The organism is Dolomitihabitans soli, assembly GCF_022213955.1.
GTDB lineage: Bacteria > Actinomycetota > Actinomycetes > Streptosporangiales > Streptosporangiaceae > Streptosporangium_A > Streptosporangium_A soli.
In genome coordinates, this window is sequence record NZ_JAKNTW010000039.1 from 44,260 (window position 1) to 70,850 (window position 26,591).

The following is a 26,591-nucleotide window of genomic DNA, read 5'->3' on the forward strand; positions in this document are numbered from 1 at the left end:
TCCTAGCTCTCGGGGTCCTTGCGCATGCGCACGGTCCGGGTCGACCGGGTGTCCAGCGCGATCTCGTCGGCCTTCTCGACGTTCGGCTTGAGGCGGGCCGTACCGCTCTCCGGGTCGAAGTCGATGACCTTGTCGAGGAGTCGCGCGGTCTCGCCGTGGCCCGACTGCTGCGCCATGCCGCGGGCGCGGCCGAGGCGGGCCGTGGCCAGCTCCAGGTCGCCTTCCTTGCGGGCCTGGAGGCCCTCCTGGATCAGCCCGGCCAGTTCCTGCTGTCCGGTGTAGTGGGCGACCCGCGGGTTGATCCGGGTGGACTGCACCAGGTCGTCGCTCCACAGGGCGAGCACGTTGCCGGCGGCGAGCTGGAAGCCCGAGTCGGGCACGACCAGCTTCACCCAGGCCGCGCGCATCTCCTGGCCGACGACGCCGGGCGGCACCTCGACGCAGATGTGGTACTCGCGGCTCTCGCCGCCCCACGAGCCGGTCGGGTAGTCGCCGGCCTGCGGACCCGACGGGATTCTGCGCGCGGTGAGGTCCTCAAGGGCGGGCGAGACCTGCTTGACGAACTTCAGGGTGGCGTTCTGCGGGGTCCAGACACGCAGCGCCACGTCGGCGACGGCCTTGCCCATCGCGGCCTGGGTCATGGCGCGGAAGTCGGCCTCCAGGTCCTTGGGGTTGGGAATGTCCATCACGTTGCCGAGCAGGGCGGAGCCGACCTTGCGCAACTCGGCGACGACCCAGGCGGTGCCGACGCCCCGGCAGTCGCAGACGAACCTGCCCGTGCAGTAGGCCAGGTCGGCGTCGAACTCCTCGGCGCTCTGGTGCTCGTTCTTGCCGTCGGTGAGCAGGATCGCGTGCTTGATCGCGCCCGGGAACGGCTCGAACAGGTCGGCCGCCAGCCGCAGCCACCGGCCCATCGCGGTGCCGCCGTCGGCCTGCAACCGGCTGATGGCTTCCTTCGCCGCCTGCCTGGTCTGCGGGTTCGACGGCAGCAGGCGGCGCTCCGGCGGGTAGATCATGTGGGCCTGGGCGGTACCCGCCACGATGGCGAAGAAGACGCCGTCGCGCAGCGTGTCGACCGCCGCCTGGGCCGCCTTCCGCGCCTCGGCGATCTTGCCGTACGACATGGAGCCGGAGGTGTCCACGATGATGACCTCGGCCGCCTGGGTCTCCGGCACGGCGTTGTCGACCGGCCCGCTGGCCTCGACGGTGAGGACCGCGTGGACCTCTCTGCCGCCCACCGGGAGGTACTTGTTCTGGTCCACGCGGATCGTGAACTGCGGCTGCTCGGTCACTTTGGACTGCTCCCCTTCTCGAACGGGATCACCAGCACGGTGATGTTGTCGCGTCCCCCCGCGTCGTTGGCGAGCCGTACCAGTGCCTGGGCCGTCGGCAGGGGGGAGACCGCGGCGTCGGGAGCGGCCTGGGCCATGTCCTCGGCTGAGGGCAGATAGTTCCACAGGCCGTCGCTGCACACGATGATCACTCCGGGGCCGTCCGGCTCGAAGGTGCTGACCTGCGGGATCACCTCGCCCGCGTCCGCGCCGAGCCAGGCGGTGAGCATCCCGCCGCTGTTGTCGTCGGTGGTGAGGCGGGTGGGCCGGGCGCCGAGCCAGTAGGCGCGGCTGTCGCCGACCCAGCCGATCGTCACCTGGTCGGGGGCGACGACCGCCGAGACGTAGGTGCAGGCGGGGGCGTCGTCGTAGGTGCCCAGTACGGCGATGGCCGCCGCCGCCCTGGCCACGGCGGCCCTGGTCGCGTCCACCTGGCCGGTGCCGCTGCGCAGTTCCTTGAGCAGGGTCGCCATCCCGGCCTCCACCGCCGCCAGCGAGCCCTCGTCGGGGCGGGGCGAGGAGGACACCCCGTCGCACACCACCCCGGCCATGACCCGGTCGCCGACCTCGGCGAGCGCCATCGCGTCCTCGTTGCGGCTGTGCCGCCTGCCGCGGTCGCTCACGCCCGCGGAGTTGCCCGCCACGGTCTCGTGGTGGTCCCTGCCGGTGGGCTGCCTGACCCCGCATCTCCCGCAGTAGCCGTCGGCGCCGAGGGAGGCGGAACCGCAGGCCGTACAGGCTCCGGGGGCGCCCGCGTGGATGGCGCGCCCGCACTCCTCGCAGAACGACTCGCCCGCGAGGACGGGATAGGCGCAGTGCGGACAGGTGTCGGTGACGGCGGTCATGCCCATGTCCTCGGCCTGATGGAGTTGGCCTTGTCGACGAAGGCGTGCCGGTCCTGCCGGACCCCCGAAGACCTGGCCAGCGTGCGGTAGACGCGTTCGAGCTCCTTGCGGACGCCCTTCTCCGTCAGCGGCGCGTCGAGCAGCGGCGGGGTCTGCCCCCGTGGTCGCTGACCCGCCTCCAACCAGCCGAGCGCCGTCGTGAGCACCTCGGCGGCGAGCCGGTGGCGGCGGCCCGCGTCGAGCCCGAGGTCGTTCAGCCGCTCACCCGCGCCGATCAGCTCGGCCACCGGCAGCGCCTTCGGATCACGCCCTCGTACGGCGATGGCCACCGCGGCCATCTGGGCGGCGATGTGGTGGCTGGAGGTCGTCGGCACCTCGTCGAGCACTCGGGTCGCTCCGATCCTGTCGTCTTCCACCAGGCGAACCCTGGCCAGGCCGAAGGCGGCGCTGACGTAGGAGCGGTCGGTGCGCCAGATGGTGCCGTAGAGGCGGGCCGCCTCCCTGGGTTCCCCCGCGCACTCGCGGGCGAAGGCGAGGGCCAGCTTGGTGGCGGGCTCGCCGGGCATCCGGTAGTAGAGCTCGTCGAAGATGCGCGTGGCATCGGCCATGTTCCCCCAGGCCAGGTCGCGCAGGCCGTGGTACCACAGCACCCGCCAGTCCCACGGCGTCTCCCTGGCGGCCTGTTCGAGCACCTCGCCCACGGCCGGGTTGCGCTGCTCGATCAGCGCCCTGATCAGCGCGAGCCGCGCCTCGATGGAGTCGGCGGGGGCGCCGCGCAGCATGGTGACGAGGTCGTCGAGGGTGCGCGCGGTGATGCCGGCGAGGTAGCTTGCCGCCGGGTCGGCGGGGTCGACCAGCGGCGTCGGGAGCGCGCCCACCGCCGACGACGGGTCCAGCGGGACGAGCACCCGGCCCGGCGTGCCGTCGTCGTCCGTGGCCAGCGCCGTGCCCGCCGCCACCCGCTCCGGACCGAACTGGGTCGAGGGCGCGGGATACGGGATGCCGTCCTCAACCGCCCTGATCTCCCGCAGCACCCCGGTGAGCTGCTCGGACATCTCCTCGGCCGTGGCGAACCGCCTGGCCGGCTGCGGATCAGTGGAACGATGCAGGAAGCGCACATACGACTCGTGCCCGGCGAGCACCGGTACCTTGCCCGGCGCGGGCAGCGGGGTCGCCTCGCCGCCCGTGACCGGGCTGAACGGGAAGCTGAGCACGGCGAGCATCCGGCCGACCGTGTAGAGGTCGGAGCTGACCGTCGGCCCGTCCTTGGCGATCTCCGGCGCCTGGTAGCCGACCGTGCCGTAGATCGAGCTGTCCTGGTCGTCGTGCCGCCGCACCGCACCGAGGTCGATCAGCTTGAGCTGGTCCTCGACCTGGATCACGTTGGCCGGCTTCAGGTCGCAGTAGAGCAGCCCGCGATCGTGCAGGTAGTCGAAGGCGCGCAGCACCTCCAGCACGTAGGCGATGGCCTGGCCGAGCGGCAGCGCGTCACGGTTGCCGCTGGCGCGCAGCCGGTCGCGCAGCATCTCCTGGAGCGGCTGGCCGCCGACGTACTCCATGACGATGTAGCCGACCATCGTGCCGGTGCCCGGATCCGGGTGCTGCACGAAGTTGAAGATCTTGACGATGTTGGCGTGGTCGACCCCGGTCAGGAACCGCCGCTCGGCCTCCGCGGCGAGCAGCGCCTCCACGTCACCCGTGTCGAGCAGGCCCTTCATCACCACCCAGCGGCCGTCGAGGTTGCGGTCGGCCGCCAGATAGATCCAGCCGAGCCCGCCGTGCGCCAGGCACCCCTTGACCTCGTACTGGCCGGCGACCAGGTCGCCCTCGCGCAGCTTGGGAGTGAAGGAGAAGCGGGTGCCGCAGTGCGGGCAGAAGCCCTCCGGCCGGCCGGGCCGATCGCCCTTGGCCCGCCCGACCGGCTGGCCGCAGTTCGCGTTGCTGCAGTACCGCTTCTCCTCGGGCACCTCGGGGTTGTGCAGCACGACCTCCGACGGGTCGCGGTACGGCACCGGCGGCACGGCCACCAGCCCCGCCCCCAGCAACCCGCGGCGCGCCCGTGTGCTCGACGTGGTCCGCCCGCTGCCCGGCCCGGCGGCGGGCATGGTGCCCAGATCGAGGCCCGGGGTCGCCCGCCAGCTCGAAACGGGCGCGCTGCCCGGCGTCGCCCGCCAGCCGGACACCGGCGCACTGCCCGGCGTCGCCCGCCACGCGGACACCGGCGCGCTGGGCGGCTGCGCCTGTTGCGGATTCGCCTGCTGCGGATTCGCCTGTTGCCCGGGGGGCGGAGGCTGCTGCGAGGGAGGCGGCGGCTGCTGCTGCGCGTGCCTCGGGGCAGGCGGGTACGACGTGCCCGGCTGGCCGTACTGCGGCGCGGCCGGTTGACCGTACTGCGGTGTGCCCGGCTGGCCGTACGACGGTGCGCTCGGTTGGCGGGCGTGCTGGGGAGCGTTGGGGGGCTGGGCGGGCCAGGCAGGGGGCGCGGCGGGCTGCGCCGGCGGGGCGAGCCCGCAACTGTCGCAGTAGCCGTCCTGCACGGTGCCCGTGCAGCCGGGATGGGTGCACTGAGTCATCCGCTCGCTCCGATCTCCTTGATCGCCCGCTGGTAACCCGCCACGGCCACGGTCGCCTGACGCAGGTCGCAGGGAGCCGTCCACAGCAGGTCGTGCGCCTGACGATAGAGGTAACCGAGCTGGGCGTCCTCGGCCCTGCCCAGCCGTACCGCCTTGGCCTTGAAGGCGTCGAGCCGCCCGCGCAGTTCGTCGCGCCGGTCGAGCAGGCCGGTCACCGTCGCGGTGGTGTCGCGCGCCTGGGCCAGCGCGTCGTCGACGGCTCGGTCGAGGTCGATCATCAGGCGGGCCAGCTCCGCCCAGTCGCCCCGGCCGCGCACCCCGGCCAGGGCCGCGAACCGGTCGCTCAGGTTGCGCGCCTGGTCGGGCATCCGCGGCAGGGCCGGGGAGGCGATCTTCACCAGCACCCGGTCGCGCGCCACGAGCACCTCGCCCTCGGCCGCCGACACCTCGGCGATTCGCCCGGCGAGCTGGGCCGCACGCTGGTCGTACGCCTCCTTGACGCGGACCGCCTCGTCGAGGACGCGCCGCCGTTCGGTCAGCTCGGCCACGACCCGGTCGAGCTCCACCAGCTCACGCGGATCGCCGTTGGCGTAGGTCAGCGGGTCGGTCCTGGCCTCGTCTCTGAGCCGGACGACCCGCTCGCCGATCCGGTCCAGTTCCTCGTCGGGCGTCCCCAGGGCGCGTGCCAGCTCCAGCGCCGCCAGCAGGGCGGCCTCCGCCTCGTTGACCCTCGGCGCGAGCACGCTCCACGCGGCGTCGGCGGCGGCGACCATCTGGGCGCTGTCCCGGTACGCGGTGTCCATGCGGGCCATGACCTGGTCGAGGGTGAGCCATTCCGCCGCCGCCCTGACCAGCGACCGCCGCTCCACCGGAACGTCCTCGACCTTCATCTCCACCGAGGCTCCGGTCAGCAGGGCGGTCAGCTCAAGCTGCTCCGCCATGCCGGGCTTCGAACTGCGCGCCCAGATGTTCTCGGCCCGGTCGATCACCCGCCGGTAGGCGTCGAACAGCCACCACATCGTCGCGATGTCGGCCTGCGCCTGGTCCCAGCGCCGCTTCGTCTCGCCACGCAGCTCGGCGCCCTTCAGCAACTGGTGTCCCGCGTGCTGCTCAAGGTCGAGGAGGTCGCCGGACAGCCGGTCACGCTGGCTCTGCCGGTGCGCCAGGGCATGCTGGACGCCCTCCGCACTCATGGGCGGCCCGCTCGTGCTCACCACTTCCCCCGCCACCTCTGACAGCACAGGCCCCGGTCCCCTGAACTGGTCTCCCGATCGAGCAAGTCTGCCTATTTACTCAATCTTTGTATATCGCAGTCTCCCGCGCGCAGACACTGGTCAACACCTCGCAGGTGTGACCGCAACGTGACCTGGCTTGATATCTGACTATTTCGGGTCGTCCAGGCGGAGGGCGAGAGCGGGGCACATTTCCACCGCACGCTGGGCCTGAGCGCGAAGAGAGGTGGGCACGGGAGAGTCGGCGATCACGGGGTACCCGTGAGCATCCAGGTTGACATGATCCGTGAGGATCTTGGAACACAGGCCGTGGCCCTGACAGCGGGTCCAGTCGACCAGCAGGCGGACTTGGGAGCCCTCGTCGGCGGGGATGGGCAGGATGCCGTAGACGGGACGGCCGCAGGTGCCCTCCCGCAGGTGTTCCGCCACGTCGTCGGCGAAGGTGTCGAGCGCGGAGAGCACGAATCTGGACGTGCCGTCGGGGTGCGAGCAGGCCCCGCGGCCACGGGTCCCGACGACGGCCCAGCGCACCGCCTCGACCGTGCCCGAGCCGTCCGCCACATCCTTCAGCAGGTGCGCGATGTCGGGCAGGCCCAGCCGGCAGGGCCCGCACTGGCCCGACGACTGCTCCGCGAGATACGACGTCACCCGTACGGCCTCGCCCAGCGGGCAACTCTCGCCGCCGAGCGGCAGCACGATCCCGGCGCCGAGGACTCCCCCGACGTCGGCGAGGCTCTTGCGGGAGACCGGCACCGAGGCGGCGTCCACCGGGGTCAGCCACCTCCCGTGGTAACCGCCCACCAGCACGCCGTCGCCGACGGCCGCCCCGCAGAGGTCGAGGACGGCGGCCAGCGGCACGCCGGTGGGGGTCTCGACCACTGCGGGGCGCATCGAGGAACCGCCCACGGTGAGCAGGACGGTCCCCGCCTCGCCGGGCGCGCCCAGTTCGGCGTACCCGGTGGCGCCCAGGCCGGTGAGCACCGCGAGTTGCGCGTACGTCTCGGCGTTGGACAGCAGCGTGGGCAGCCCGCGCACGCCGCTGTCACTGGTCCGGCCCCCTCTGCCCCGGGGTACGGCGTCGCGTCCGCTGACCCCGTTGACGACGGAGCCGCCCTCACCCGTGACGAACTTCTCCGGCAGCCCGACCACCCGCACGTATTCGCCCAGGCCACGCTCCTCGACGGCGGCCAGCATCGACTGCTCCGCCACGTGCCCCTCGGCCACCCCGATCACGATCTCCACCGCGTCGAGGGCGTCGGCCGCCAGCATCGCCCCGTCGAGCACCAGGTGCGGGGTCCGCAGCAGCAACATCTTGTCCTTGGCGCTGGCCGGCTCGCCCTCCGTGGCGTTGACGACCACGACGACCTCGGCCTTCTTGCTGCGCGCCGTACGGGCGACCGCGCCGAGTTTGCGGGCGAACGGGAACGCCGCGCCGCCGCGTCCTCGCAGGTCGACCGCTTCGGCCAGGGAGATCAGCGTCTCCACGTCGTGGCTGGCCGCCTCGGGGTGCACGTCACGGTGCGCGGCGTAGTCCAGCCGCCGGACCCGGTCGAGCCCGGCGGTCAGTCTGGGCTCTCCGACGCTGCGAACGTCGGGAACGCGATAAGGGATCATCCGGTGCGCCGTGTCTCCGTGTTCGATCGCAGGTTGTAGACCCGGGCCAGCGGTTCTGCGGCGGCCTTCTCGGTGACCTCGACCTTCGGGGTCACGGCGGTCTCGCGAGCCTTGGAGGTCGCGGCGAGCCGGAAGGACAAGGCCACTCCGACCCCGACCAGGGCCAGCACGTAGCTCCAGACCACCCAGGTCGCGGGCGGCCGGCCGCTGAACAGGCCGTGCAGGATGGACACCGGCCACGCCAGGTAGGCGCTGTCGTGCAGCGCCCGCCACATCCACGGGCGGGCCGACTGCGCGAACTTGCCGCGCAGCAGGCCGGTCAGCAGGACCAGCAACATGATGTCGCCCGCGATGGCGCCCAGGCCGACGAACAGGCCCGCCCCGCCGGCGAAGGGGATGATCGCGCCCGCCGCCCCGACCAGACCTGAGTCGATCTTGAGCGCCACATGGGTCACCAGGAACCCCATGCCGGCCAGCGCCGTGGCCCGGTGGACGCGCTGGGAAAGGATCCTGTGGTCGATCGAGAGGAGGGTGCGCTCGGTCGTGACGACGCCGAGTATGACCGTTCCGGTGAGCCCGAGCAGCGCGAACACACCGGAGTAGAAATCGAGGAAGCCACGTGCGGAGGCGACTGCCGCCGCGCCCCAGCCAGTCGTCAGTGCGAGCATCGCCATGGTCACGGTGCCCGCGACCACGACGAGCGAGACCATGGTCATGCCCTTCGACTGGGCAGGGCTCGTGTGCCGGGGGGCACGCCTGCTTTTGGTCAACGCGATCTCCAAGAGCTGAGGGCGGCCCACCGCCGGCCCGGACCGCGCTCCGGGCCGGCGATGGGCCAGATCTAGGTGGGGGGTGTGTGTCAGCAGCGGCGGCCGCGGTTGATGCAGGAGACGACGAAGTTCATCAGGTTGTTCGGCATCACGTTGGCGAAGTCCGAGTGGTCGGTGATCGGGTTGTGCAGCTGCTCCGGGAAGCTGTCCACCGCGAAGGACTCACCCGGCGGGACCCGATAGGTGAGGGTGATCCGCAGCTGCGGGATGGCCCGGGTGCCCTGCGGGCAACGGCCCTGGCCGTCGGGGTAGAGCACGTGGGTCCGGTGGTTGGCGCTGTCGGTGTTGGCGCCGTCCCAGCAGCTCGGGAAGTCCTGGATGCGCATCACCTGGCTGCCCCTCGGGCACAGCGGGTACTGCGAGGTGATCCGGTTGTTGAAGCCGGTGCACGACCACTTGGCCAGCGCGTTGGCGCCGCCGTTCGTGGCCGACTTGGCGTCGCCCATCAGCAGCCTGAGGAACCTCGGCATGGCCGTGACCCTGGATACCGGGTTGCCGCGGAACTGGAGGGTGACCGAGGTCGGGCGCAGGATCGTGCCGACGTTGCCGTCCGCCGCGCCGCCCGGCTCACCCGACGGGTTCGCGCTGGGGGTCGGGGAGGGGTCGGGCTGGTCGTCGTCCTGGGTGGGGGTGGGAGTGGGGGTCGGCCTGGAGGTGGGGCGCCGGCGGTTCTGGGAGCCGAAGGTCTCGGGGTTCTCGTTCTCGTTCTCGGCCTGCTGGCCGTCCTGGCCGTCCTGGCCGTCCTGGCCGTCCTGGTTCTGCTGGTCCTGTGGGTCCTCAGGGTTCTGGTTCTGCTGGTCCTGGTTCTGCTGGTCCTGGTTTTGCGGGTCCTGGTTTTCGGCGTCTTGGCCGTCCTGGTTCTGTCCGTTTTGGCCGTTCTGATCGTCCTGGAGGTTCTGGTTATCACCGTTCTGGTCTTGGTTCTGGTTGTCCTGACCGTTCTGGTTCTGGTCGTCCTGGTTGTTGTTGTCCTGGTTCTGGTCGTCCTGGAGGTTCTGGTCGTCCTCCTCGGTGGGGCTCGGGGTGGGGGCGGGGGCGGCCTCCGGCTCCTGGGGGTCACGTTCGCGGAGGACGGGCCAGAAGTAGGTCGACCTGTCGTTCAGCCGGCACGTCGTGCCCGCGGCGGCGAGGCTCTGGTCCGTGGAGAACGCGTCGGTGGACAGGTTGCCCACGTAGTCGTGGATGTGGTGGGCGCCGTTCGTCACCCCGGGGGCGACGATGAAGTTGTCGGAGTTGAAGTGGCCGTTCTCGTTCCTCCCGCAGCGGGAGACGAAGCTGCCACGCGATCCGCCGCGCTGGACACGAGGATCGCCCTCGGCGCGCTGGACCTGGCGGATGTCAATGAAATCCTCCGAGAACGGGCCCTGCTCACCCGCGCACGCCTCGGGGTTGGCCGCGAGCTCCTCGGGCGTGCAGTGATCGGCCGAGGCACTGAAGGGCCCGATCACACTGAGTGTCACCGAGCTCACGGCGACGGTCAGTCCCGCCAGTACTGCGGTGATTCGTCTTCGTATCACGGTCGAACTCCTTGTGTGGTGGGTGGGTTCGGCGGCTGCGGCAGGGCGGTGTAGTCCACCAGGCCCGTGCTTTCGAGCAGGGTCATGTGCCGCATGACCACGTTCACCACCCGCGATGCGAAGGAACGGATGAGGTCGTTCCTCGTGCCGGCGCGAATCCCGGCGACCACGGTGAAGACCTTGCCGTGGGCCGCGCGCAGCAGCTTGGCGAAGGCCAGGTCGTACTCCTGGCCGAACTTGCCGGACAGCTCCGCCATCCAGCCCTGTTGGTCGGCGCTCGGCTGGCTGGGCAGGATGACGCCCAGCTTGCCCGCGAGCGCGAGCACCTCCTTGTCGAGGGCGGTGTGATCTTCGACGAGATGGGCGCCGACGTCCTTGACCCGGGCGCTGCTGGCCCGCTGGCCCGCCTGCTGGCCGGTCGGGATCTCCCACAGTCCGGCCTGCCGTACCTTGACCAGGAAGTCGATGTCGGCCGCGGTGATCGGGCCGAACTTGGTCGAGGTCGCGGCCTGGGCGAACGGAACAGGACCGGACGCTCCCGGCAAAGCTCCGGGGGACACCGTGATGAGGATCGCGATGGACCCCGCGATGATGAAGATGGCCAGGACCAGCATCTCGCCACGTCCGATGGGCCATCGGGAGAAGCCACGCATATGCCAACTCCGCGAGTGCTCAGTATCCGGCCGGGGCGTTATCCGCTTTAAGGCCGCTCGGTGTCACGGCGAACCAGGCGTCACTTTGACCCTGACCGTTAACCTCTCCCGGACGCGCGTCGCCGGTGAAGCGATACAGCGGCCAGCCGGCCAGGGTGGCCTGCCAGGTGCCGTCCGGCCGCCTTATCTTTCCGACGAGTTCCTGGGACACCCCGTGGGCGTGCATGTGCCGGTCGGGCACCAGGGGCCGCCACTTCTCCGTGCAGGTGGCGAGGCAGTTCGTGGTCGGCGGGGCGGCGGTGTCCTTGTCGAAGCGATACAGGGTGAAACCTTTGACGTCGGTGACGATCGCACCGACGCCCTCGTTGTCGGCGGCGTTGATCAGTGAGGGACCGCCATGGCTGTGACCGTCCTCGTGGGTCGCGGCCTCCGTACTCCCGCTCGCGCCGCAGGCGCTGGTCACGGCCATGACGCCGAGCGAGAGAGCGGCGAGTCGACTCCGTCGGGTGTTCATCCTTCGTCCTTCCGGTCGGCTCCATGGCCCCATCTCGGAGAGAGGTACGGCGGCGCTTGGGGAAGGGTTCACCTGATGTGACGAGATAGCCCGAAATGACGGAAGTTACAAAAGTTACCCACTAGTTGCTCAATCGCTGCAAGTATGTGGCCGTGTCGCGGAAGCCCAGCCCGGAGTCCGCAGAATTGGACCCTGGCATAAACGAACAGGACGAGCGGTTGATCGGCGCGCTCTATCAGGCGTTCGGGTCCCGTCTCCTGCACCATGTACGCAGGGCAACCGGCAACGACCATCACTGGGCGGAAGACGTCGTCCAGGAGACTTTGGTCCGAGCCTGGCGCCATGCCGGGAAGCTGAATCACGAACCCGGCCTGCTGTGGGCGTGGCTGTTGACGGTCGCCCGCCGCATCATCATCGATGGCCGCCGACGTCGTAGTGCCCGACCAGAAGAGGTCGAGGACACCGGACTCGATGCCGTCTCAGTTCCGGACGAATCCGAGCGAACCATCGCAGCGATGGTCGTCTCGGAGGCGCTTGAGCGCCTGTCCGTCGAGCATCGGGAGGTGATCGAGGAAACATATCTGCGCGATCGAACGATCAACGAGGCAGCCGAGGTGCTGCGCATCCCGCCGGGTACTGTGAAGTCACGGCTCTACTACGCGATCCGAGCCCTTCGGAGAGATCTGAAGGAGAAGGGGGTCACCTGATGTCCTCGCCACCTCATCACGAGGTGGCCGCCTATGCACTCGGATTGCTGGATCAAGAAGACAACGAGGTCTTCGAGCGTCATCTCGTCGAGTGTGTGGACTGCCAGACCGAGTTGACCGAACTGGCAGATGTGCCCGACCTCCTCGACGAGGTAAGGAACAAGCGGTCCCCCATCGAAGGCCGCCCAGGCTGAGCGTGTTCCCTCTTCCCGGCGTACAACCGCACGCCCGCCGGGAAGGGGTCGAACCTGCGGACCCGCGCGACTCGGGTGGACCAGGCGTGTACGGCGGGCCCGAACATGCTGGTGCGCAGCCCGACGGGCCTCAAGGCGTTCCCCCAGACGGAGCGTTCGGCACGTCCCCGATCCCAACCAGCCGGAATGGTCGCGTGATCGAGATCAAGCTGTAACACTTGGCAACCAGGATCAGATCAATGGTCTGAAGACAGGCCAAAGGAGACCTGGATGCCTGATGCCCCCGCGGATCCCATCCGGCTGGTCACGGCCTGGGCGGGATGCCCGGTCACGGCCACCGAGATCAAGGGTGGGCTCAGTCACCGGATCGCGCGGGTCGACTCGGGTGACGGACAGTCCTGGCTGATGCGCGTGCTCGACCCACGGGTCTCGGAGGCGGGCCTGGGGATCCCGCTGGAGCAGGAGATCGCCAACACGATCCAGGCGGCGAGCACCGGGGTAGGCCCCCGCGTGGTGCACCGGCTGCCCGGCCGGCCGGTGCTGCTCCTGGAGTTCATCGACGGGCGCACCCTCGACGCGCCCTCCGTCCGCGATCCCACGATGATCCCGCTGATCGCGGACGCCTGCCGGCGGCTGCACGCCGGGGCGAGGTTCGCCAACGACTTCTCCATCTTCCGCAAGCTGGAAGAACTGCTCGCGCTCTGCCGTACGCACGGGCTGCCCGTCCCGGCGGGCTACACCGACCGCCTGCCGGTGGTCGCGGAGATCGAGCGGGCGCTCGCGGCGCACCCGCTGCCCGCCGTCCCCTGCCACAACGACCTGCTGCCGGAGAACTTCATCGCGGCGGGCGACGTGGTGCGGATCGTCGACTACCAGCTCTCCGGCAACAACGACCCGGCCTTCGAGCTCGGCGACATCGCCGCCGAGGCCGACTACCACCCCGACCTCACCGACCGCCTGGCCAGGGCGTACTTCGGCGAGCCCGATCGGCTGCTGCTCGCCAGGGTCCGGCTGTTCCTGATCATGTCGAACATCACCTGGACCCTGTGGTTCTCGGTGCACCACGGCCTGCTGAAGGACCAGGCCGCGGCGGCCGACTTCGACTACGCCGCAGAGGCGGCGGACAAGTTCCGGCAGGCCGGACGAGACCTGGACGACCCGGGCTTCGGCCGGCTGCTCGATGACGTCCGGGGGCTGCCCCCGGAATAACCCCCCGCAACGCGCAAGGAGGCTGGTCGATGACCAGGCCCGAAACCGTCGACGAGGACACCAGAAGGCTCGCGGAACTCGGCTACACCCAGGAGCTGTCCCGCACCTGGAGCGGATTCTCCAACTTCGCCATCTCCTTCTCCATCATCTCGATCCTGGCCGGCTGCTTCACCACCTTCGGACAGGCCTGGAACAACGGCGGGCCGGTCGCCATCTCCTGGGGCTGGCCGCTGATCTCGATCTTCATCCTGATCATCGGTCTGTGCATGTCGGAGCTGGTCTCGGCGTATCCCACGGCGGGCGGCATCTACTGGTGGGCCACCAAGCTGGGCAAGCCGATCCACGGCTGGTTCACCGGCTGGCTCAACCTCATCGGGCTCATCGCGGTCACCGCCTCCGTCGACTACGGCTGCGCGACCTTTCTCAACATCACCCTCAGCAGGCTGACGGGCGGAGCCTGGGAGGGCACGCTCACGCAGGCGTTCCTGCTGTTCGTGGTCGTGCTGGCGCTGCACGCCCTGATCAACATCTTCAGCCACCGGCTGATCTCACTGCTGCAGAACATCTCGGTGTGGTGGCACGTCGCCGGCGCCGCCGCGGTCGTCGCGATCCTGGCCTTCGCCCCGGAGAACCACCAGTCCCTCGGGTTCGTCTTCACCGAGACGATCAACAACTCGGGCTTCGGCGAGGGCGAAGGGCTGTCGTTCTGGTTCTACGTGCTGCCGCTCGGCTTCCTGCTCACGCAGTACACCATCACCGGCTTCGACGCCTGTGCGCACGTGTCGGAGGAGACCCAGGGCGCGGCGCTGTCGGCCGCCAAGGGGCTGTGGCGCTCGATCTTCTACTCCGCGATCGGCGGCTGGATCCTGCTGCTGTCCTTCCTGTTCGCGGCGACGAACGTGGACCAGATCAACGAGGAGGCCGGCTTCGTCGGCGCGATCTTCACCACCGCGCTGTCGTCCAACCTGGCCACGGCCGTCTTCGCCATCTCCACGATCGGCCAGTTCTTCTGCGGAATGAGCTGCGTGACCTCGATGTCCCGGATGACCTACGCGTTCTCGCGGGACGGCGCCGTGCCCGGGTGGCGGCTCTGGTCGAAGGTCGACCGGAACAGGACCCCGGTCAACGCCATCGTCGCGGGTTGCGTCATCGCCGCCCTGATCACCCTGCCCGCGCTCTACGCCCCTCCCGGCAGCGCCACGCCGGTCGCCTTCTACGCCGTCGTGTCGATCGCGGTGATCGGCCTCTACCTGGCCTTCCTCATCCCGATCTGGCTCAGGTTGCGGGTCGGCGACGCCTTCCAGCCCGGCCCGTGGACGCTCGGCCCGAGATACCGGGTGCTCTGCTGGATCGCGGTCGTCGAGATCGCGGTCATCTCCGTCTACTTCGTCATGCCGTTCTCGCCGGCGGGCGTCCCGTGGAGCCCGGACTTCACCTGGACCTCGGTGAACTACGCGCCGATCGCCGTCGGGGTGGTGCTGATCGGCATCGCGCTGTGGTGGGCGCTGTCGGCCAGGCACTGGTTCACCGGGCCGCGCCGTACGGTCGAGGACGTCGACGTCACGACCACGAAGATCTAGCGCGCCTCGAAGGCGGCGGCCATCGCGGCGCGGACCTCGTCCATTCCTGCCGGGGAGCCCTCCCTGGTCACCGAGGTCATGTCGACCTCGGGCATGCCGCAGGGGATCGCCCAGTGCCACGGGTCGAGGTCGCCGTCGACGTTGAGGGCGAACCCGTGGCTGGTGACCCCGCGGCTCTGCCGCATGCCGATCGAAGCGATCTTGCGGCCGGTCTCCCTGGTCCACACGCCGGTGAGCAGCTCGGAGCCGGGCGGGGTGTCCCTGCGTTCGGCGGGGACGCCCAGCGCCGACAGCCCGTCGACCAGCCGCAGCTCGACCTCGCGGACGTAGTCGACGATGCCCTCGTCGTCACCGAGCTTGACGATCAGGTAGCCGACGAGCTGGCCGGGACCGTGGTAGGTCAGCTGCCCGCCGCGACCCGTGGTCAGCACGGCGATGCCGCGTGCCGGGTCGGGCAGGTGCTCGGTCGGCGTGCGTCGGCCGACGGTGTAGACGGCGGGGTGGCTGAGCAGCCACAACGTGTCACTCCGGGCGTCCTGCTGACGCTCTCCGACCAGCTCGGCCATGCGCTCCATGGCCTTCTCGTAATCGACCAGATCGTCCTGGATCACCGACAGCGGCCGTTCCCTCATGGGAACCAGCTTACGAGCTAGCCGTAGGTGTGGTGGCTGTGGGTCGTCGCACCGGGGCGGGGGCCCTTCGGGAGGACGACCCACATGATGAGATAGATCACGAACTGCGGCCCCGGCAGGATGCACGAGAGCACGAACAGCAGTCGGACGAAGTTGGGGGACCAACCGTAGCGCTCAGCGATACCACCGCAGACGCCTGCGATCATCTTGTGGCTGGTTGACCGATGCACCGGGTTCCTCCTGTTTGTGTTGGTTCACCTAGTAGAACGAAGTCGCCGTGCGGCACCGTTCCACCACGGACCCTGAGATAACCCTGAACCCACTACCCTGACCTTTTCGAAAGCCACGTCCGGGCCTGATCCAGATCGTCGTCCGTCAGCCCGCAGCGCGGATCGACGTGGACCAGCAGAAACTCATCCACACCCGGATGCAGGCGCAGGAACTCCACATCGGCCTCCCAGGTGAGATCGTCGAACCACACGAAGGGACGACGACCGGCGTACGCCGCGATGTGCGGCGTCTTGAACATCTCCCCCTGGTTCGCCCGGTCGAGCGCCGGCATCTCGATGACCGGCAACGCGGGCAGGCCGATGCAGGGACCGATCCACTCGTTGGCCGCGTGCTCCCAGGTCGTCGCCCAGACCAGCTCAGCCCCGGTCTCGACGGCCAGGGCGAGCAGCTTCCTGCCGTGCGCGGGACTGAGATGAACCCGGTACGGCACGCCGTCCACCACACACTCGCGCGTCACGAAATTTCGCATTTTGCCGCCCAAAGGGTTGAGCACCCCATCGACGTCCAACAGCAACAGCGGGCGCTCGACCATGGCCGGTATCGTCACCGACTCGGGCGCGGGCTGTCCAGGGGGCCCTGGTCTGGAAAGCCCGGTCGGGTTACGTTGCGCATGATCTATGGCCCAATTCTCCTGGAGGAGCCCGATGCGATTGAACATGCGACGGAGCATGCTTCGCACCCTGGCCGTGGCCACGGCCATCACACTCCCCCTGGCCGCCGTGCCACCCGCGAACGCCAGCCCCGTGTCCGATGTCTTCTCCAAGATACTCATGAAGACCGTCAAGGGCTCGAACGTCAAGAAGCATCTCGACGCCTTACAGGCGATCGCCACCGCCAACGGCGGGAACCGGGCGGCGGGCACCCCCGGTTACGACGCCTCGGTCGACTACGTGGCGGGGAAACTCCGCAAAGCCGGTTACAAGGTCAGCACGACCGACGTGGAGTTCCCCACCGGGTGGGAGGAGCTCTCGCCCGCCGTACTGCAGCAGACCGCGCCCACCCAGACCACCTACACCTCCCCCGGCGACTTCGTGACCGTGGTCTCCTCCGGGTCGGGCGACGTCACGGCCGAGATCCAGGTGGTCGATCCGGTGCTCCCGCCGCCGCCCACGCCCGGCTCGACCGCGGGTTGCGAGGCCGCCGACTTCGCCGGCTTCGTACCCGGCCGGATCGCGCTCATCCAGCGCGGCACGTGCCCGTTCGTGCAGAAGGCCGACAACGCCAAGGCCGCCGGGGCCGCAGCGGTGATCTTCTTCAACGAGGGGCAGCCCGGCCGTACCGACCCGTTCGTCTTCGACATCGGTGAGTGGCGTTACGGCTTCCCCGTGGTGTTCACCAGTTTCGCGGTGGGTTCGGACCTGGCCGACACCCCCGGCACCGTCGTGCACGTCAAGACGGACACCAAGATCGAGCTCGGCAAGACCAGGAACGTCATCGCGGAGACCCGGTTCGGCGACCGTGACGACGTGGTCATGGTGGGCGCTCACCTGGACAGCGTGCCCGAGGGCCCGGGGATCAACGACAACGGCTCGGGCACCGCGGCGATCCTGGAAGTCGCGCTGCAGATGAAGCACTTCCCGGTGCGCAACAAGGTGCGCTTCGCGTTCTGGGGCGCCGAGGAGCTCGGCCTGGTCGGTTCCAACCAGTACGTGGCGGAGCTTCCCCCGGCGGAACGCGACCGGATCAAGCTGTACCTGAACTTCGACATGATCGCCTCGCCGAACTACGCCTACAAGCTGTACGACGGCGACAACTCCGACAACGTGGGATCGCCCGCCGGGCCCCCCGGATCGGCGCAGATCGAGCAGCGGCTGGCCAAGTTCTTCGACAGCCGCAAGCTCGGCCACGTCGGCACCGACTTCGACGGCCGCTCCGACTACGGGCCGTTCATCGCGGTGGGCATCCCGTCGGGCGGCATCTTCACCGGCGCCGAGCAGCTCAAGACCGCCGCGGAGGTCGCGATCTTCGGCGGCCAGGCGGGCGTCGCCTACGACGTCTGCTACCACCAGGCGTGCGACACCATCGGCAACGTCAACGCGACCGCCCTCGACCGCAACTCGGACGCCATCGCCGACGCCACGGCCGCCTACGCCTTCGACCTGTCCACCATCCCCGCCCGCTCCACCGCCGCCACCACGCGGTCCCTCCAGCCCACCCCCCACGACGTGTCCTGACCCATCCCGTACGGCGGCGCCCCGCGAGGGCGCCGCGGGGTAGGGCTCGCGAAACGGCGCGCCCTACCCCGCGAACGTGCGCCCTACCCCGCGAACGTGAGTGTCACCCGCGTGTCGGCGCAGGCACGGGCTCTGCACGCGTCGGCTTGGGCCCAGGCTTGGCACGCGGCGGCTCAGAGACCGGATCCTGCGCACGTGGCGGCTGAGGCTCGGCACGTGGCGGCTCCGGCGCCGGGTCCTGCGCACGTGGCGGCTCGGGCACAGCAGTGACCGTACGCGTGGACTCCGGCTCCATCGCACGCGTAGGCTCCGGCGTCGGCGGCGTATCCGTCAGCTCTAGCGTCGGCGTATCGGTAGGCTCCGGCGTCGGTGGCGCGTAGGTGGGCTTCGGCAGAGGCTCAGCCGGGCTGTCGTAGACGCCGATCGCCCAGGAGCCCGGCCGTTCACCGATCTCCGCCTCCAACTGCTCGACGCCCGTCGACCGGAACAGTGTGCGGAAGGTGTACTTCCCGTGGCACTTCTTCGCCTGGGGCGCGCAGTCCTTGGCCCTGGGCCCCGACTCGTAGATCGGCGCGTCTGCGGGAAAGACCCAGACCTTCATGCTCTGCGGCCCGTCCAGCCAGCCGTCGGGGGCGGACCTCTCGTCGTGGTGCCCTCCCCCGTCGCCGCTACAGCGGCGCAGGCTGCCACCGGCCTTTCCGCCCTTGAGCTTCTCCCTGATCAGCACCCACATCCGGGGATCGGAACAGACGACCTTGTTACCCGTGTAGTAGCTGGTGGGAGTGAACTTGATCGTCTTGCCGGAGCCGACGGTCGTGAACCGCTCGGAGTGGATCAGGGGCATCGTGAAGTCGACGGCGCCGAGCAGCACCCGGAACGTCTTAGGCAGTTTCGGGCCGGACTCCAGCCGGGCGGAGTCGGCGGGGACCTGCTTCACCTGCGGGGCGCCCGCGGCGAACGGGGCGGTCACCGCGACGACGGAGACCACCGCGGCCCCCGCGAGCACCGTGCTCACCGCCCTGCGCCGCAGCCGGATCCGCCGGCCCCGCCGTACGATGTCGTCGAGCCGGGGGGAGCCGTCCCCGGCGGCCGCGCGCTCGGACAGGAGTTCGCGCAGGTCGTTCTCGGTGTGGGTCAACGCCTTGCCCCCTCAAGTTTCAAGGTCTGGATGTCCGGGTCGACGCGCAGGTGGGTGAGTGCCCGCCTGAGCTGGGTCTTCGCCGTGCCGAGCGAGCAGCCGACGGTGTCGGCGACCTGGATCAGCGTGAGGCCCTCGAAGTAGTGCAGGACGATCACCGCCCGCTGCCGTGGCGACAGTGCGCCGATCGCGGCCCAGAGCGCGGCCTGGTCGCCGACCTCCGCCGCGACGTCGCGGGCGTCGGCGCCGTCGGGCAGCACGTCGGTCGGCACCTCCCCGCGCCAGCGTCTGCGCCACCAGGAGGCGTGCGTGTTCACGATGATCTTGTAGACATAGCGGTCGGGATCGCCCTCGATCCTGCGCCAGGCGAGCCACGCCCTGGCCAGCGCCGTCTGGACCAGGTCCTCCGCCTGGCCCCAGTCTCTGGAGAGGAGGTAGGCCATCCGGCACAGCCGTTGGTGCCGCTGTGCGACGTACTCGGCGAAACCGCCGTCCATCTAACGCCTCCGTCTCATCGTCCTCACGGTGACTACCGGCTGGGACGCTGTTTCGGATGACACCTCGGCCACATATGTTCGTCGGCTCCGCTAGCCTCGCCTAGAAGTTTCGCTGAGGCCGCCGGCATGTCTCCGGCCTGGTCTCCCCTTGGAAGGTGTCTGGCTTGATCGGCTGGTTCGAGGCAACGGTGCTGGGCGTGTTGCAGGGGCTCACAGAGTTCCTGCCGATCTCCTCCAGCGCCCATATTCGCGTGGTGTCCGCTTTCTTCGGTTGGAAGGACCCGGGCGCCGCCTTCACCGCCGTCATCCAGCTCGGCACCGAGGCCGCCGTGCTGATCTACTTCCGCAAGCGCATCGCGGACATCGTCACCACCTGGACCCGTTCGCTGTGGACGCCCGCCCTCCGCTCCGACCAGGCCGCGAAGATGGGCTGGTTCGTGATCGCCGGCAGCATCCCGATCGGCGTGCTGGGCATCACGTTCAAGGACCAGATCGAGACCACGCTGCGCGACCTGCGGCTGGTGGGCGCCTGCCTCATCATCTTCGGCCTGCTGCTCGCCGTCGCGGACCACATGGCACGCAACGAACTCACCCTGGACAAACACCTCAACCTGCCCCACTCGGTCACCTACGGCCTGGCCCAGGCGCTCGCCCTGATCCCCGGCGTCTCGCGCTCGGGCGGCACCACGGGCGCGGGCCTGCTGCTCGGCTACCGCCGTGAGGAGGCCGCGGAATACTCCTTCCTGCTGGCCATCCCCGCCGTGCTGATGTCGGGCGTGCTGGAGTTGTTCGAGATCGGTGAGCACACGCCTCCGTGGGGACCGACGATCCTGGCCACCCTCGTGTCGTTCGCGGTGGGCTACGCCGCCATCGCCTGGTTCCTGCGCTACATCAGCAGCCACCGTTTCACCAGCTTCGTGATCTACCGGGTGCTGCTCGGCATCCTGGTCATCGCCCTGGTGAGCTTCGGCGTCATCCCGGCCATCGGCTAGGCCGAAGTCCTGCGCCGGGCAGCCCGGCGAGGCCGTACGCGGGGGTCCGTCTGGTGATCCCCGCGTTGACACCTGTCGCGCGGGCGCCCTTTGCGAGCTATCGTAGTGATATCACTTCAATAGCAAAGGTGAAGCGTATGGATCGTCCTGCCTTCCGGGTCAACGGTTTCGCCGTAGTCATCTCCCTACTCGTCCTGGCCGGGATCCTGGCCGCGATCGGCGCCGCGGCCGGCGAACTCCCGCTGATCGTCGCCGGGGTCGTCTGGGTTCTCGTCACCGCCTTCGTGGCGACCGGGTTCACCGTGGTCAACCCGAACGAGGGCCAGGTCGTGCAGTTCCTCGGCCGCTACATCGGGTCGGTGGGCGACCAGGGCTTCCAGTGGGTGCGGCCGCTGACCACCAGGCGCCGGATCACCCTGCGGGTCCGCAACTTCGAAACGGCCAAGCTCAAGGTCAACGACGCCGACGGCAATCCGGTGGAGATCGCCTCCGTGGTGGTCTACCGAGTGGTGGACGCCGCAAAGGCCGTCTTCTCCGTGGACGACTACGAGGAGTACGTCGCCATCCAGTCGGAGGCGGCCGTACGGCACCTCGCCACCTCCCACCCTTACGACTCCCACATCGACGGCCGTACCAGCCTGCGTGACGGCGCGGAGGTCGCCGAGGAGCTCACCACAGAGCTGCGTGAGCGCACCGGCCTGGCCGGGATCGAGGTCATGGAGGCCCGGATCACCCACCTGGCCTACGCCCCCGAGATCGCCCAGGCGATGCTGGTCCGCCAGCAGGCCGCGCAGGTCGTCGCCGCGCGCACGCACATCGTGGAGGGCGCCGTGGGTATGGTGGGCCTCGCCCTGGAACGCCTGGCCGCGCAGGGCATGGTCGAACTCGACGAGGAGCGTAAGGCGCAGATGGTGTCGAACCTCCTGGTCGTCCTCTGTGGCGATCGGGCGATCCAGCCGGTGGTCAACACCGGCAGCTTGTATGGCTGAGCGCAAGAAACTGTTGCTCAGACTCGACCCGGCCGTCCACGAGGCGCTCGCCCGCTGGGCGGCCGACGATCTGCGCAGCGTCAACGCCCAGATCGAGTACGCCCTGCGCCTCGCGCTCAAGAGCGTCGGCCGTACGCCCAAGCGCGACCCCGACCCCACGGACGAGTGACGTGCCTTCCGACCCGCCCACCCCTCCGGCCCTGCCCGACCCGCCCGCACACCGGGCGGTGCCTGGTGCGACCGCCCACTCCCCCGACCCGCCCGCACACCGAGCCCTGCCTGATCCGCCCGCGCACCGGGCCCTGCCCGACCTGCCGATTCGCCACGTCCTGCCGCGACTGCTCGACGAGCTGGGCCGGCACGGCGCCGCCGTACTCACCGCCCCGCCCGGAACCGGGAAGACGACCGTGGTGCCGCTCGCCCTGGCGGAGGCCGGGATGCGCGTCCTGGTCGCCGAGCCGCGCCGCATCGCCGTACGCGCGGCGGCCAGGCGGATGGCCGGTCTGGTGGGCGGCCGGGTCGGGGAGCGGGTCGGGTTCACGGTGCGCGGCGAGCGGCAGGTGGGGCGCGACACGCGGATCGAGGTCGTCACCACCGGGGTGCTCCTCCAGCGCCTCCAGCGCGATCAGGAACTGCCCGGCGTCGACGTGGTGATGCTCGACGAGTGCCACGAACGCCACCTCGACGCCGACACCGCGCTCGCCTTCCTGCTCGACGTCCGCGAGAACCTCCGGCCCGATCTCCGCCTCATCGCCACCTCGGCGACGACCGACGCCGCCCCCTGGTCCGAACTCCTGGGCGGCCCCGCCGGCCCGCCAGCCCCCGTCGTCCACGCCTCCGGCACGATGCACCCGGTCACCACGATCTGGGCCCCTCCCCTCAAGCCCCTCCCCCCGCCGCACGGCATGCGCGTGGACCCGGCCTTCCTCGCACACGTGGCCACCGTCGTCACCCGGGCCCTGAACGAGCACGACGGCGACATCCTGTGCTTCCTCCCCGGCGTCGGCGAGATCGGCCGCGTCGCCGCCCTGCTGCACGGAACCACCGCCCCAGACCCCGCCCCAGACCCCGCCCCACCGGCCCGCGCACACCACCCGCAGGACTCGGCGCCCCCAGACGCGAACGCCCGGCAGGCCCGCGACCACACGCGGGACAGGGGACCGGCAGGCGTCGAGATCCTCCAGGTCCACGGCCAGGCCCCCGCGCACGTCCAGGACGCGGTGCTGGCCGGGGGTACGGCCCGCCGCGTCGTGCTCGCCACCTCCGTGGCCGAGTCGAGCCTGACCGTGCCCGGGGTGCGGATCGTCGTCGACTCCGGCCTCGCCCGGGAACCGCGCACCGACCACGCGCGCGGCCTCGGCTCCCTCGTCACCGTCCGCGTCTCCAGGTCCTCCGCCGACCAGCGGGCGGGACGCGCGGGCCGTGAGGCTCCCGGCATCGTCTACCGGTGCTGGCCCGAAGCCGAGCACCAGCGCCTCCCCGACCACGCCCAGCCCGAGATCGCACTCGCCGACCTGACCGGCTTCGCCCTCCAGGCCGCCTGCTGGGGCACCCCCGACCCCACCGCCCTGGCCCTCCTCACCCAGCCGCCCCCCGCCGCGATGTCCGCCGCCCTCGCCACCCTGCACACCCTCGGCGCCCTGCGAACACCCCAACCGGCACCGGGCACACCACGACCGACCTCAGCCGCACCGCGACCAGCACACGCCACGCCAGGACCGGCACAGGTCACGGCGGGACCGGCACAGGTCACCGATCGCGGACGCCGGATGGCCGGCGTCGGCGTCCATCCCCGCCTGGCCAGAGCCCTCCTCGACGCGGGCCCCGACGCGGCCGAGGTGGTCGCGCTCCTCTCCGAGCCCCTCCCCCGCGACGCGAGCGACGACCTGGTCGAAATCTGGCGTACGGCCCGCGGCGGCCGCCAGAACACCGCCGGCTCGTCCCGCACCGGCCCGTCCGGATCCAGGACGACCACATCCGGGACGACCACATCCGGCCCGTCCGGATCCGGGACCACGGCTTCCGGGACGAACAGGTCCGGAGGAACCGGTTCCGGGTTCACCGGGTCTGCCGGGTTCACCGCGCGGTGGCGGCAGGAGGTCAGGCGGCTGGCGCAGGCCGTACCCGGGGGTGGGCGGGCCGGGAAGGCTCGGGCCATGTCCGACGACGCGCTGGCGGGGCTGGTGGTGGCGCTGGCGTTCCCCGAGCGGGTGGCGCGCAGGCGGGGCGGCGGCTACCTGATGGCGTCGGGCACGGAGGCGCAGGCGGGCAGGGGGTCACGGCTGGGAGAGGCCGAGTGGGTGGCCGTCGCGGTCGCCGACCGGCCCACCGGCTCCGCGTCGGCGCGGATCAGGCAGGCCGTCGTCATCGACGAGGACACCGCGCGGCTGGCCGTACCGCCGACGACCGAGAGCGAGGTCAGCTGGCGGGTGCCGCCCGGAGGACGCCGGGGCGACGTCTCGGCCCGCACGATCGAACGCCTCGGCGCGATCGAACTCTCCGCCGTCCCCCTCCGCGCCCCCGACCCCGTCCTCCTCCGCGAGGCCCTCCTGTACGGCCTGCGCACCGAGGACGTGCTCACCTGGTCCAAGGAGGCCGTCGCGCTACGGGAGCGGATGGCGTTCTGCCACCGGGCGATCGGCGACCCGTGGCCCCCGATGGACGATCTCATCAGCCTGGCGGACCGCTGGCTGGAACCCGAGCTGGGAAGAGCCCGCCGCCGCGCCGACCTGGAACGCATCGACGTCACCAGTGCCCTGAAACGCCTGGTCCCCTGGAGCACCCGCCTCGACGCCGTGGCCCCGGAACGCATCGAGGTCCCCACCGGCTCCAAGATCCGCATCGACTACTCCGGCGACCAGCCCGTCCTCGCCGCCAAGCTCCAGGAACTCTTCGGCTGGCAGGACACCCCGAAGATCGCCGGCGTCCCCCTCCTGATCCACCTGCTCTCACCGGCGGGCCGCCCCACCGCCGTCACCGCCGACCTGGCCTCCTTCTGGCGCGAGGGCTACCACGCCGTCCGCGCCGACCTCCGCGGCCGCTACCCCCGCCACCCCTGGCCGGAAGACCCCCTCTCAGCCACCCCGACCCGCCGCCTCAACCACCGCCGCCAGACCCCCTGACCAGCAGAAACACTCCTCCGATTTACCCAGTAAACCGCCTCCGATTTACCCAGTAACTCATCGAGATCTACCCCAGCAACACCCCTCGGATTTACCCATCAAGCCCTCCCACCTGCGGCGATCCGGAGACCGAAGAACACGGCCGGCGAGCCGGTCGAAGCGGCGGCCGGCCACCTCTGCCCGAGAAGCGTCGGCCCCGAAGACCTCCGCCACCAACGGCGAACAGCAGAAACCTGGCTCTGCCGTACAAACAGCCGCACCACACCCCGGCGAGAAGCGCAGATGGCTGGGTTGTTCACTGTTCGACGGGGGCGTGGTCGGCGACCGAGACCTTCAGCAGCGCCGAGGAGGTCAGCACGCTTCCCACCGGCGCCTTGGCCCGGACGGCGTCCGTTACTACCCTTCGCACACCGAGGTACCTGTAGGTCTTCCGATCGAAGATGTACTCTTCCCGGATGCCGAGCGCCGGTTCGGTCCTCGCCGCGGCGACGCCCGTGCGACCTGCCGCGTCGACGGCCTCGCCGACGGTGGTGACACCGGGAATGGCCGCCGCCGCCCGGAACAGCGCGGCCCGCTGTGCCGCCGGGAGATACGCCTCGGTGAGCATGCCCCCGACCCGCTGCCACGCGTCGGCGTCGGCGCGTGCGCCGTGGCTGAGACCGGTGTAGAGATGCTGATACATCTTCGCCGGGTCGGTGGGAAGGCGGCTCAGGTAGGCGTAGTCCGTGCGCAGATACTCGACGCGCTCGTCGAAGTCGGCGAGTTTCTCCGGGCCGCTGCGGCCGAGGCTCTCCCGCGCCACGGGCGGAATCGGCCAGCCCGGGTATGCGCTTGGCGACAGCCCCTCTCCCTCGATGAATCCGCCCGTCGAGTCTCCTTCCACGGGCAGCCAGACCTTGCGCTTCGACCGGGACAGATAACGGGAGTGGCCGCCGGCGTCGTTCACCTCCACCGTGTCCATCGTCTGCGACTCGAAGATCAGGAACTGCCCGGGTTTCGGGTGCAGCTCCGGGAACCTGCCCGCGTTCTCCGCGGCCCGTTTGAGGACCGTTTCCGCCTTCACGGGCATCACATGCAGGACCGGGGGAGCATCCAACTCCGTGTCACCGGCCACCACCAGGATCCCGGCCGCCACCGCCACGACGGCCATGCCCGCCGCGAGGCTGAGCCCCAGACGGCGTACGGCACGCGGACGCTCACCGGAACGGCTGAGGCGGACCGGTGGTGGATCGGCGATGGCGGCCAGCAGGCGGTCCTCCTGAGCCTGGAGGTCCGCCGGACCTGGCCGGGGAATCTCCGCACGCAGACGTTCGAGCTGGGTCATCTCATTCATGGACGGATTCCTCGCTGACGGTCGCCATGGGATTGATCCCACCGAGTTCTTGACGAAGCCTGTGCCGCGCCCGGTTGACGCGCGACCGCACCGTGCCCAGGCGTACGTTCAACGCCTCGGCCACCTCCTGGTAGGTGAGGCCGCCCCACGCCACCAGCAGCAACGCGTCGCGGTGCCCCCTGGGCAGGGTCGCCAGCGCGCCCGCCAGGCTCCGGCGGGACGCCTCGGCGCTGACCCGCTCATCGCTGCGCTCGGCGAACGACTGCGTCACCGGATCGACGCCCCTACGCTCCAGGATGCGCAGCTGCCGCACCTCGGTCCGCACATGCCTGCTCATCAGGTGGGTCGCGATGCCGTACAGCCACGGCCGCGCGTTGGGGCGGGTCAACTCGTAGCCGGCGCGCTGCCGGAACGCCACCAGGAACGTTTCGGCGACCACGTCCTCGGCCACGCCGTCTCCCAGCCTGCGGGTGACATATCGCGTGATGTCCGGGGCGTGGCGACGGAAGACCTCGGCGAACGCCTCGGGCTCACGCCGGGATCGTTCGATGAAGGAGGCGTCATCGACCTCTTCCCGGCTCAGCTGACTCATTCTGTGGCCTCTCGGCTCTGGATCCGGACACC

At 70.3% G+C, this 26,591-nt stretch carries 25 protein-coding genes; 9 read left to right on the forward strand and 16 right to left on the reverse strand.

Features of this window, described 5'->3' with window-relative positions:
• Positions 1–2: 2 nt before the first annotated feature.
• The 9 genes from MBA17_RS43500 to MBA17_RS43540 all read right to left on the reverse strand — a co-directional run bounded on the left by MBA17_RS43500 (position 3) and on the right by MBA17_RS43540 (position 11,109).
• Positions 3–1,292 carry a VWA domain-containing protein gene (locus tag MBA17_RS43500; protein WP_238503889.1) on the reverse strand — a complete coding sequence of 430 codons (1,290 nt, stop codon included), beginning with the start codon at positions 1,290–1,292 and terminating at the stop codon, positions 3–5.
• Positions 1,289–2,176: a protein phosphatase 2C domain-containing protein gene (locus tag MBA17_RS43505; protein WP_238503891.1), complete on the reverse strand. Its 888-nt coding sequence runs from the start codon at positions 2,174–2,176 to the stop codon at positions 1,289–1,291. The genes MBA17_RS43500 and MBA17_RS43505 overlap by 4 nt, the downstream gene beginning before the upstream one ends.
• A complete protein-coding gene (locus MBA17_RS43510; protein ID WP_238503893.1) occupies positions 2,173–4,749 on the reverse strand; it encodes a serine/threonine-protein kinase in 2,577 nt (858 codons plus the stop codon). The genes MBA17_RS43505 and MBA17_RS43510 overlap by 4 nt, the downstream gene beginning before the upstream one ends.
• Complete coding sequence (locus tag MBA17_RS43515) at positions 4,746–5,966, reverse strand: hypothetical protein (RefSeq protein WP_238503895.1); 1,221 nt, start codon at positions 5,964–5,966, stop codon at positions 4,746–4,748. Before MBA17_RS43515 ends, MBA17_RS43510 begins: the two co-directional genes overlap by 4 nt.
• Positions 5,967–6,131: 165 nt before the next feature.
• Positions 6,132–7,595 (reverse strand): NADH-ubiquinone oxidoreductase-F iron-sulfur binding region domain-containing protein, encoded by a 1,464-nt coding sequence (locus MBA17_RS43520; protein ID WP_238503897.1) that lies wholly within the window; start codon positions 7,593–7,595, stop codon positions 6,132–6,134.
• Entirely contained in the window at positions 7,592–8,365 is a 774-nt protein-coding gene (locus tag MBA17_RS43525) for a hypothetical protein (protein ID WP_238503898.1), read from the reverse strand. Before MBA17_RS43525 ends, MBA17_RS43520 begins: the two co-directional genes overlap by 4 nt.
• An 89-nt stretch (positions 8,366–8,454) precedes the next feature.
• Positions 8,455–9,942 (reverse strand): DUF1996 domain-containing protein, encoded by a 1,488-nt coding sequence (locus tag MBA17_RS43530; protein ID WP_238503899.1) that lies wholly within the window; start codon positions 9,940–9,942, stop codon positions 8,455–8,457.
• On the reverse strand, positions 9,939–10,595 hold the full coding sequence (locus tag MBA17_RS43535) for a DUF4142 domain-containing protein (RefSeq protein WP_238503900.1): 657 nt from the start codon (positions 10,593–10,595) through the stop codon (positions 9,939–9,941). Before MBA17_RS43535 ends, MBA17_RS43530 begins: the two co-directional genes overlap by 4 nt.
• A 19-nt stretch (positions 10,596–10,614) precedes the next feature.
• On the reverse strand, positions 10,615–11,109 hold the full coding sequence (locus tag MBA17_RS43540) for a hypothetical protein (RefSeq protein ID WP_238503901.1): 495 nt from the start codon (positions 11,107–11,109) through the stop codon (positions 10,615–10,617).
• A gap of 218 nt (positions 11,110–11,327) precedes the next feature.
• Between MBA17_RS43540 and MBA17_RS43545 the strand changes: the two genes are divergently transcribed.
• The 4 genes from MBA17_RS43545 (at position 11,328) to MBA17_RS43560 (ending at position 14,799) form a co-directional block, all read left to right on the forward strand.
• On the forward strand, positions 11,328–11,816 hold the full coding sequence (locus MBA17_RS43545; protein WP_238503902.1) for a sigma-70 family RNA polymerase sigma factor: 489 nt from the start codon (positions 11,328–11,330) through the stop codon (positions 11,814–11,816).
• Entirely contained in the window at positions 11,816–12,010 is a 195-nt protein-coding gene (locus MBA17_RS43550; protein WP_238503903.1) for a zf-HC2 domain-containing protein, read from the forward strand. The genes MBA17_RS43545 and MBA17_RS43550 overlap by 1 nt, the downstream gene beginning before the upstream one ends.
• A 270-nt stretch (positions 12,011–12,280) precedes the next feature.
• On the forward strand, positions 12,281–13,219 hold the full coding sequence (locus MBA17_RS43555) for a phosphotransferase (RefSeq protein ID WP_238503904.1): 939 nt from the start codon (positions 12,281–12,283) through the stop codon (positions 13,217–13,219).
• Positions 13,220–13,248: 29 nt separating this feature from the next.
• Positions 13,249–14,799 carry an amino acid permease gene (locus MBA17_RS43560; protein WP_238503905.1) on the forward strand — a complete coding sequence of 517 codons (1,551 nt, stop codon included), beginning with the start codon at positions 13,249–13,251 and terminating at the stop codon, positions 14,797–14,799.
• Here MBA17_RS43560 and lipB read toward each other — a convergent pair.
• From lipB to MBA17_RS43575, 3 genes are all read right to left on the reverse strand, one after another.
• The gene (gene lipB, locus MBA17_RS43565; RefSeq protein WP_238503910.1) at positions 14,796–15,431 is read right to left on the reverse strand and encodes a lipoyl(octanoyl) transferase LipB; all 636 of its coding nucleotides are present in this window, start codon (positions 15,429–15,431) and stop codon (positions 14,796–14,798) included. The genes MBA17_RS43560 and lipB overlap by 4 nt on opposite strands.
• A gap of 17 nt (positions 15,432–15,448) precedes the next feature.
• Positions 15,449–15,661, reverse strand: a complete 213-nt coding sequence (locus tag MBA17_RS43570; protein WP_238503912.1) for a PspC domain-containing protein — start codon at positions 15,659–15,661, stop codon at positions 15,449–15,451.
• Positions 15,662–15,753: 92 nt separating this feature from the next.
• Positions 15,754–16,254 carry an HAD domain-containing protein gene (locus MBA17_RS43575; protein ID WP_238503914.1) on the reverse strand — a complete coding sequence of 167 codons (501 nt, stop codon included), beginning with the start codon at positions 16,252–16,254 and terminating at the stop codon, positions 15,754–15,756.
• Between the two features lie 112 nt (positions 16,255–16,366).
• On the opposite strand from MBA17_RS43575, the gene MBA17_RS43580 reads away from it, so the two are divergent.
• Complete coding sequence (locus tag MBA17_RS43580) at positions 16,367–17,896, forward strand: M28 family metallopeptidase (RefSeq protein WP_238503916.1); 1,530 nt, start codon at positions 16,367–16,369, stop codon at positions 17,894–17,896.
• A 103-nt stretch (positions 17,897–17,999) separates the two neighbouring features.
• On the opposite strand, the gene MBA17_RS43585 is transcribed toward MBA17_RS43580, so the two are convergent.
• Together MBA17_RS43585 and MBA17_RS43590 are read right to left on the reverse strand one after the other, a co-directional pair.
• Positions 18,000–19,034, reverse strand: coding sequence for a hypothetical protein (locus MBA17_RS43585; RefSeq protein ID WP_238503919.1), 1,035 nt, complete (start codon positions 19,032–19,034; stop codon positions 18,000–18,002).
• Positions 19,031–19,531, reverse strand: a complete 501-nt coding sequence (locus MBA17_RS43590; RefSeq protein WP_238503921.1) for a SigE family RNA polymerase sigma factor — start codon at positions 19,529–19,531, stop codon at positions 19,031–19,033. Before MBA17_RS43590 ends, MBA17_RS43585 begins: the two co-directional genes overlap by 4 nt.
• A 155-nt stretch (positions 19,532–19,686) precedes the next feature.
• Here MBA17_RS43590 and MBA17_RS43595 point away from each other — a divergent pair, with 155 nt between their 5' ends.
• The 4 genes from MBA17_RS43595 (at position 19,687) to MBA17_RS43610 (ending at position 24,634) form a co-directional block, all read left to right on the forward strand.
• Positions 19,687–20,523, forward strand: coding sequence for an undecaprenyl-diphosphate phosphatase (locus MBA17_RS43595; protein ID WP_238503923.1), 837 nt, complete (start codon positions 19,687–19,689; stop codon positions 20,521–20,523).
• Positions 20,524–20,660: 137 nt separating this feature from the next.
• Complete coding sequence (locus MBA17_RS43600; protein WP_238503925.1) at positions 20,661–21,512, forward strand: SPFH domain-containing protein; 852 nt, start codon at positions 20,661–20,663, stop codon at positions 21,510–21,512.
• Positions 21,505–21,681: a type II toxin-antitoxin system antitoxin gene (locus MBA17_RS43605; protein WP_455432964.1), complete on the forward strand. Its 177-nt coding sequence runs from the start codon at positions 21,505–21,507 to the stop codon at positions 21,679–21,681. Before MBA17_RS43600 ends, MBA17_RS43605 begins: the two co-directional genes overlap by 8 nt.
• Positions 21,682–21,787: 106 nt before the next feature.
• Positions 21,788–24,634 carry an ATP-dependent RNA helicase gene (locus MBA17_RS43610; RefSeq protein WP_455432965.1) on the forward strand — a complete coding sequence of 949 codons (2,847 nt, stop codon included), beginning with the start codon at positions 21,788–21,790 and terminating at the stop codon, positions 24,632–24,634.
• 295 nt (positions 24,635–24,929) lie between these two features.
• On the opposite strand, the gene MBA17_RS43615 is transcribed toward MBA17_RS43610, so the two are convergent.
• Entirely contained in the window at positions 24,930–25,967 is a 1,038-nt protein-coding gene (locus MBA17_RS43615) for a CU044_5270 family protein (protein WP_238503926.1), read from the reverse strand.
• On the reverse strand, positions 25,960–26,559 hold the full coding sequence (locus MBA17_RS43620; RefSeq protein WP_238503927.1) for an RNA polymerase sigma factor: 600 nt from the start codon (positions 26,557–26,559) through the stop codon (positions 25,960–25,962). Before MBA17_RS43620 ends, MBA17_RS43615 begins: the two co-directional genes overlap by 8 nt.
• Between the last annotated feature and the right edge of the window lie 32 nt (positions 26,560–26,591).

What these genes read in the sequence shown, in the direction of transcription:
- MBA17_RS43605 (WP_455432964.1), top strand. Translation starts at nt 21,505, where the DNA reads ATGGCTGAGCGCAAGAAACTGTTGCTCAGACTCGACCCGGCCGTCCAC.
- MBA17_RS43540 (WP_238503901.1), bottom strand. Translation starts at nt 11,109, where the DNA reads ATGAACACCCGACGGAGTCGACTCGCCGCTCTCTCGCTCGGCGTCATG.
- MBA17_RS43615 (WP_238503926.1), bottom strand. Translation starts at nt 25,967, where the DNA reads ATGAATGAGATGACCCAGCTCGAACGTCTGCGTGCGGAGATTCCCCGG.
- MBA17_RS43550 (WP_238503903.1), top strand. Translation starts at nt 11,816, where the DNA reads ATGTCCTCGCCACCTCATCACGAGGTGGCCGCCTATGCACTCGGATTG.
- MBA17_RS43590 (WP_238503921.1), bottom strand. Translation starts at nt 19,531, where the DNA reads ATGGACGGCGGTTTCGCCGAGTACGTCGCACAGCGGCACCAACGGCTG.
- MBA17_RS43510 (WP_238503893.1), bottom strand. Translation starts at nt 4,749, where the DNA reads ATGACTCAGTGCACCCATCCCGGCTGCACGGGCACCGTGCAGGACGGC.
- MBA17_RS43575 (WP_238503914.1), bottom strand. Translation starts at nt 16,254, where the DNA reads ATGGTCGAGCGCCCGCTGTTGCTGTTGGACGTCGATGGGGTGCTCAAC.
- MBA17_RS43555 (WP_238503904.1), top strand. Translation starts at nt 12,281, where the DNA reads ATGCCTGATGCCCCCGCGGATCCCATCCGGCTGGTCACGGCCTGGGCG.
- MBA17_RS43560 (WP_238503905.1), top strand. Translation starts at nt 13,249, where the DNA reads ATGACCAGGCCCGAAACCGTCGACGAGGACACCAGAAGGCTCGCGGAA.
- MBA17_RS43620 (WP_238503927.1), bottom strand. Translation starts at nt 26,559, where the DNA reads ATGAGTCAGCTGAGCCGGGAAGAGGTCGATGACGCCTCCTTCATCGAA.
- MBA17_RS43600 (WP_238503925.1), top strand. Translation starts at nt 20,661, where the DNA reads ATGGATCGTCCTGCCTTCCGGGTCAACGGTTTCGCCGTAGTCATCTCC.
- MBA17_RS43580 (WP_238503916.1), top strand. Translation starts at nt 16,367, where the DNA reads ATGCGATTGAACATGCGACGGAGCATGCTTCGCACCCTGGCCGTGGCC.
- MBA17_RS43505 (WP_238503891.1), bottom strand. Translation starts at nt 2,176, where the DNA reads ATGACCGCCGTCACCGACACCTGTCCGCACTGCGCCTATCCCGTCCTC.
- MBA17_RS43535 (WP_238503900.1), bottom strand. Translation starts at nt 10,595, where the DNA reads ATGCGTGGCTTCTCCCGATGGCCCATCGGACGTGGCGAGATGCTGGTC.
- MBA17_RS43520 (WP_238503897.1), bottom strand. Translation starts at nt 7,595, where the DNA reads ATGATCCCTTATCGCGTTCCCGACGTTCGCAGCGTCGGAGAGCCCAGA.
- lipB (WP_238503910.1), bottom strand. Translation starts at nt 15,431, where the DNA reads ATGAGGGAACGGCCGCTGTCGGTGATCCAGGACGATCTGGTCGATTAC.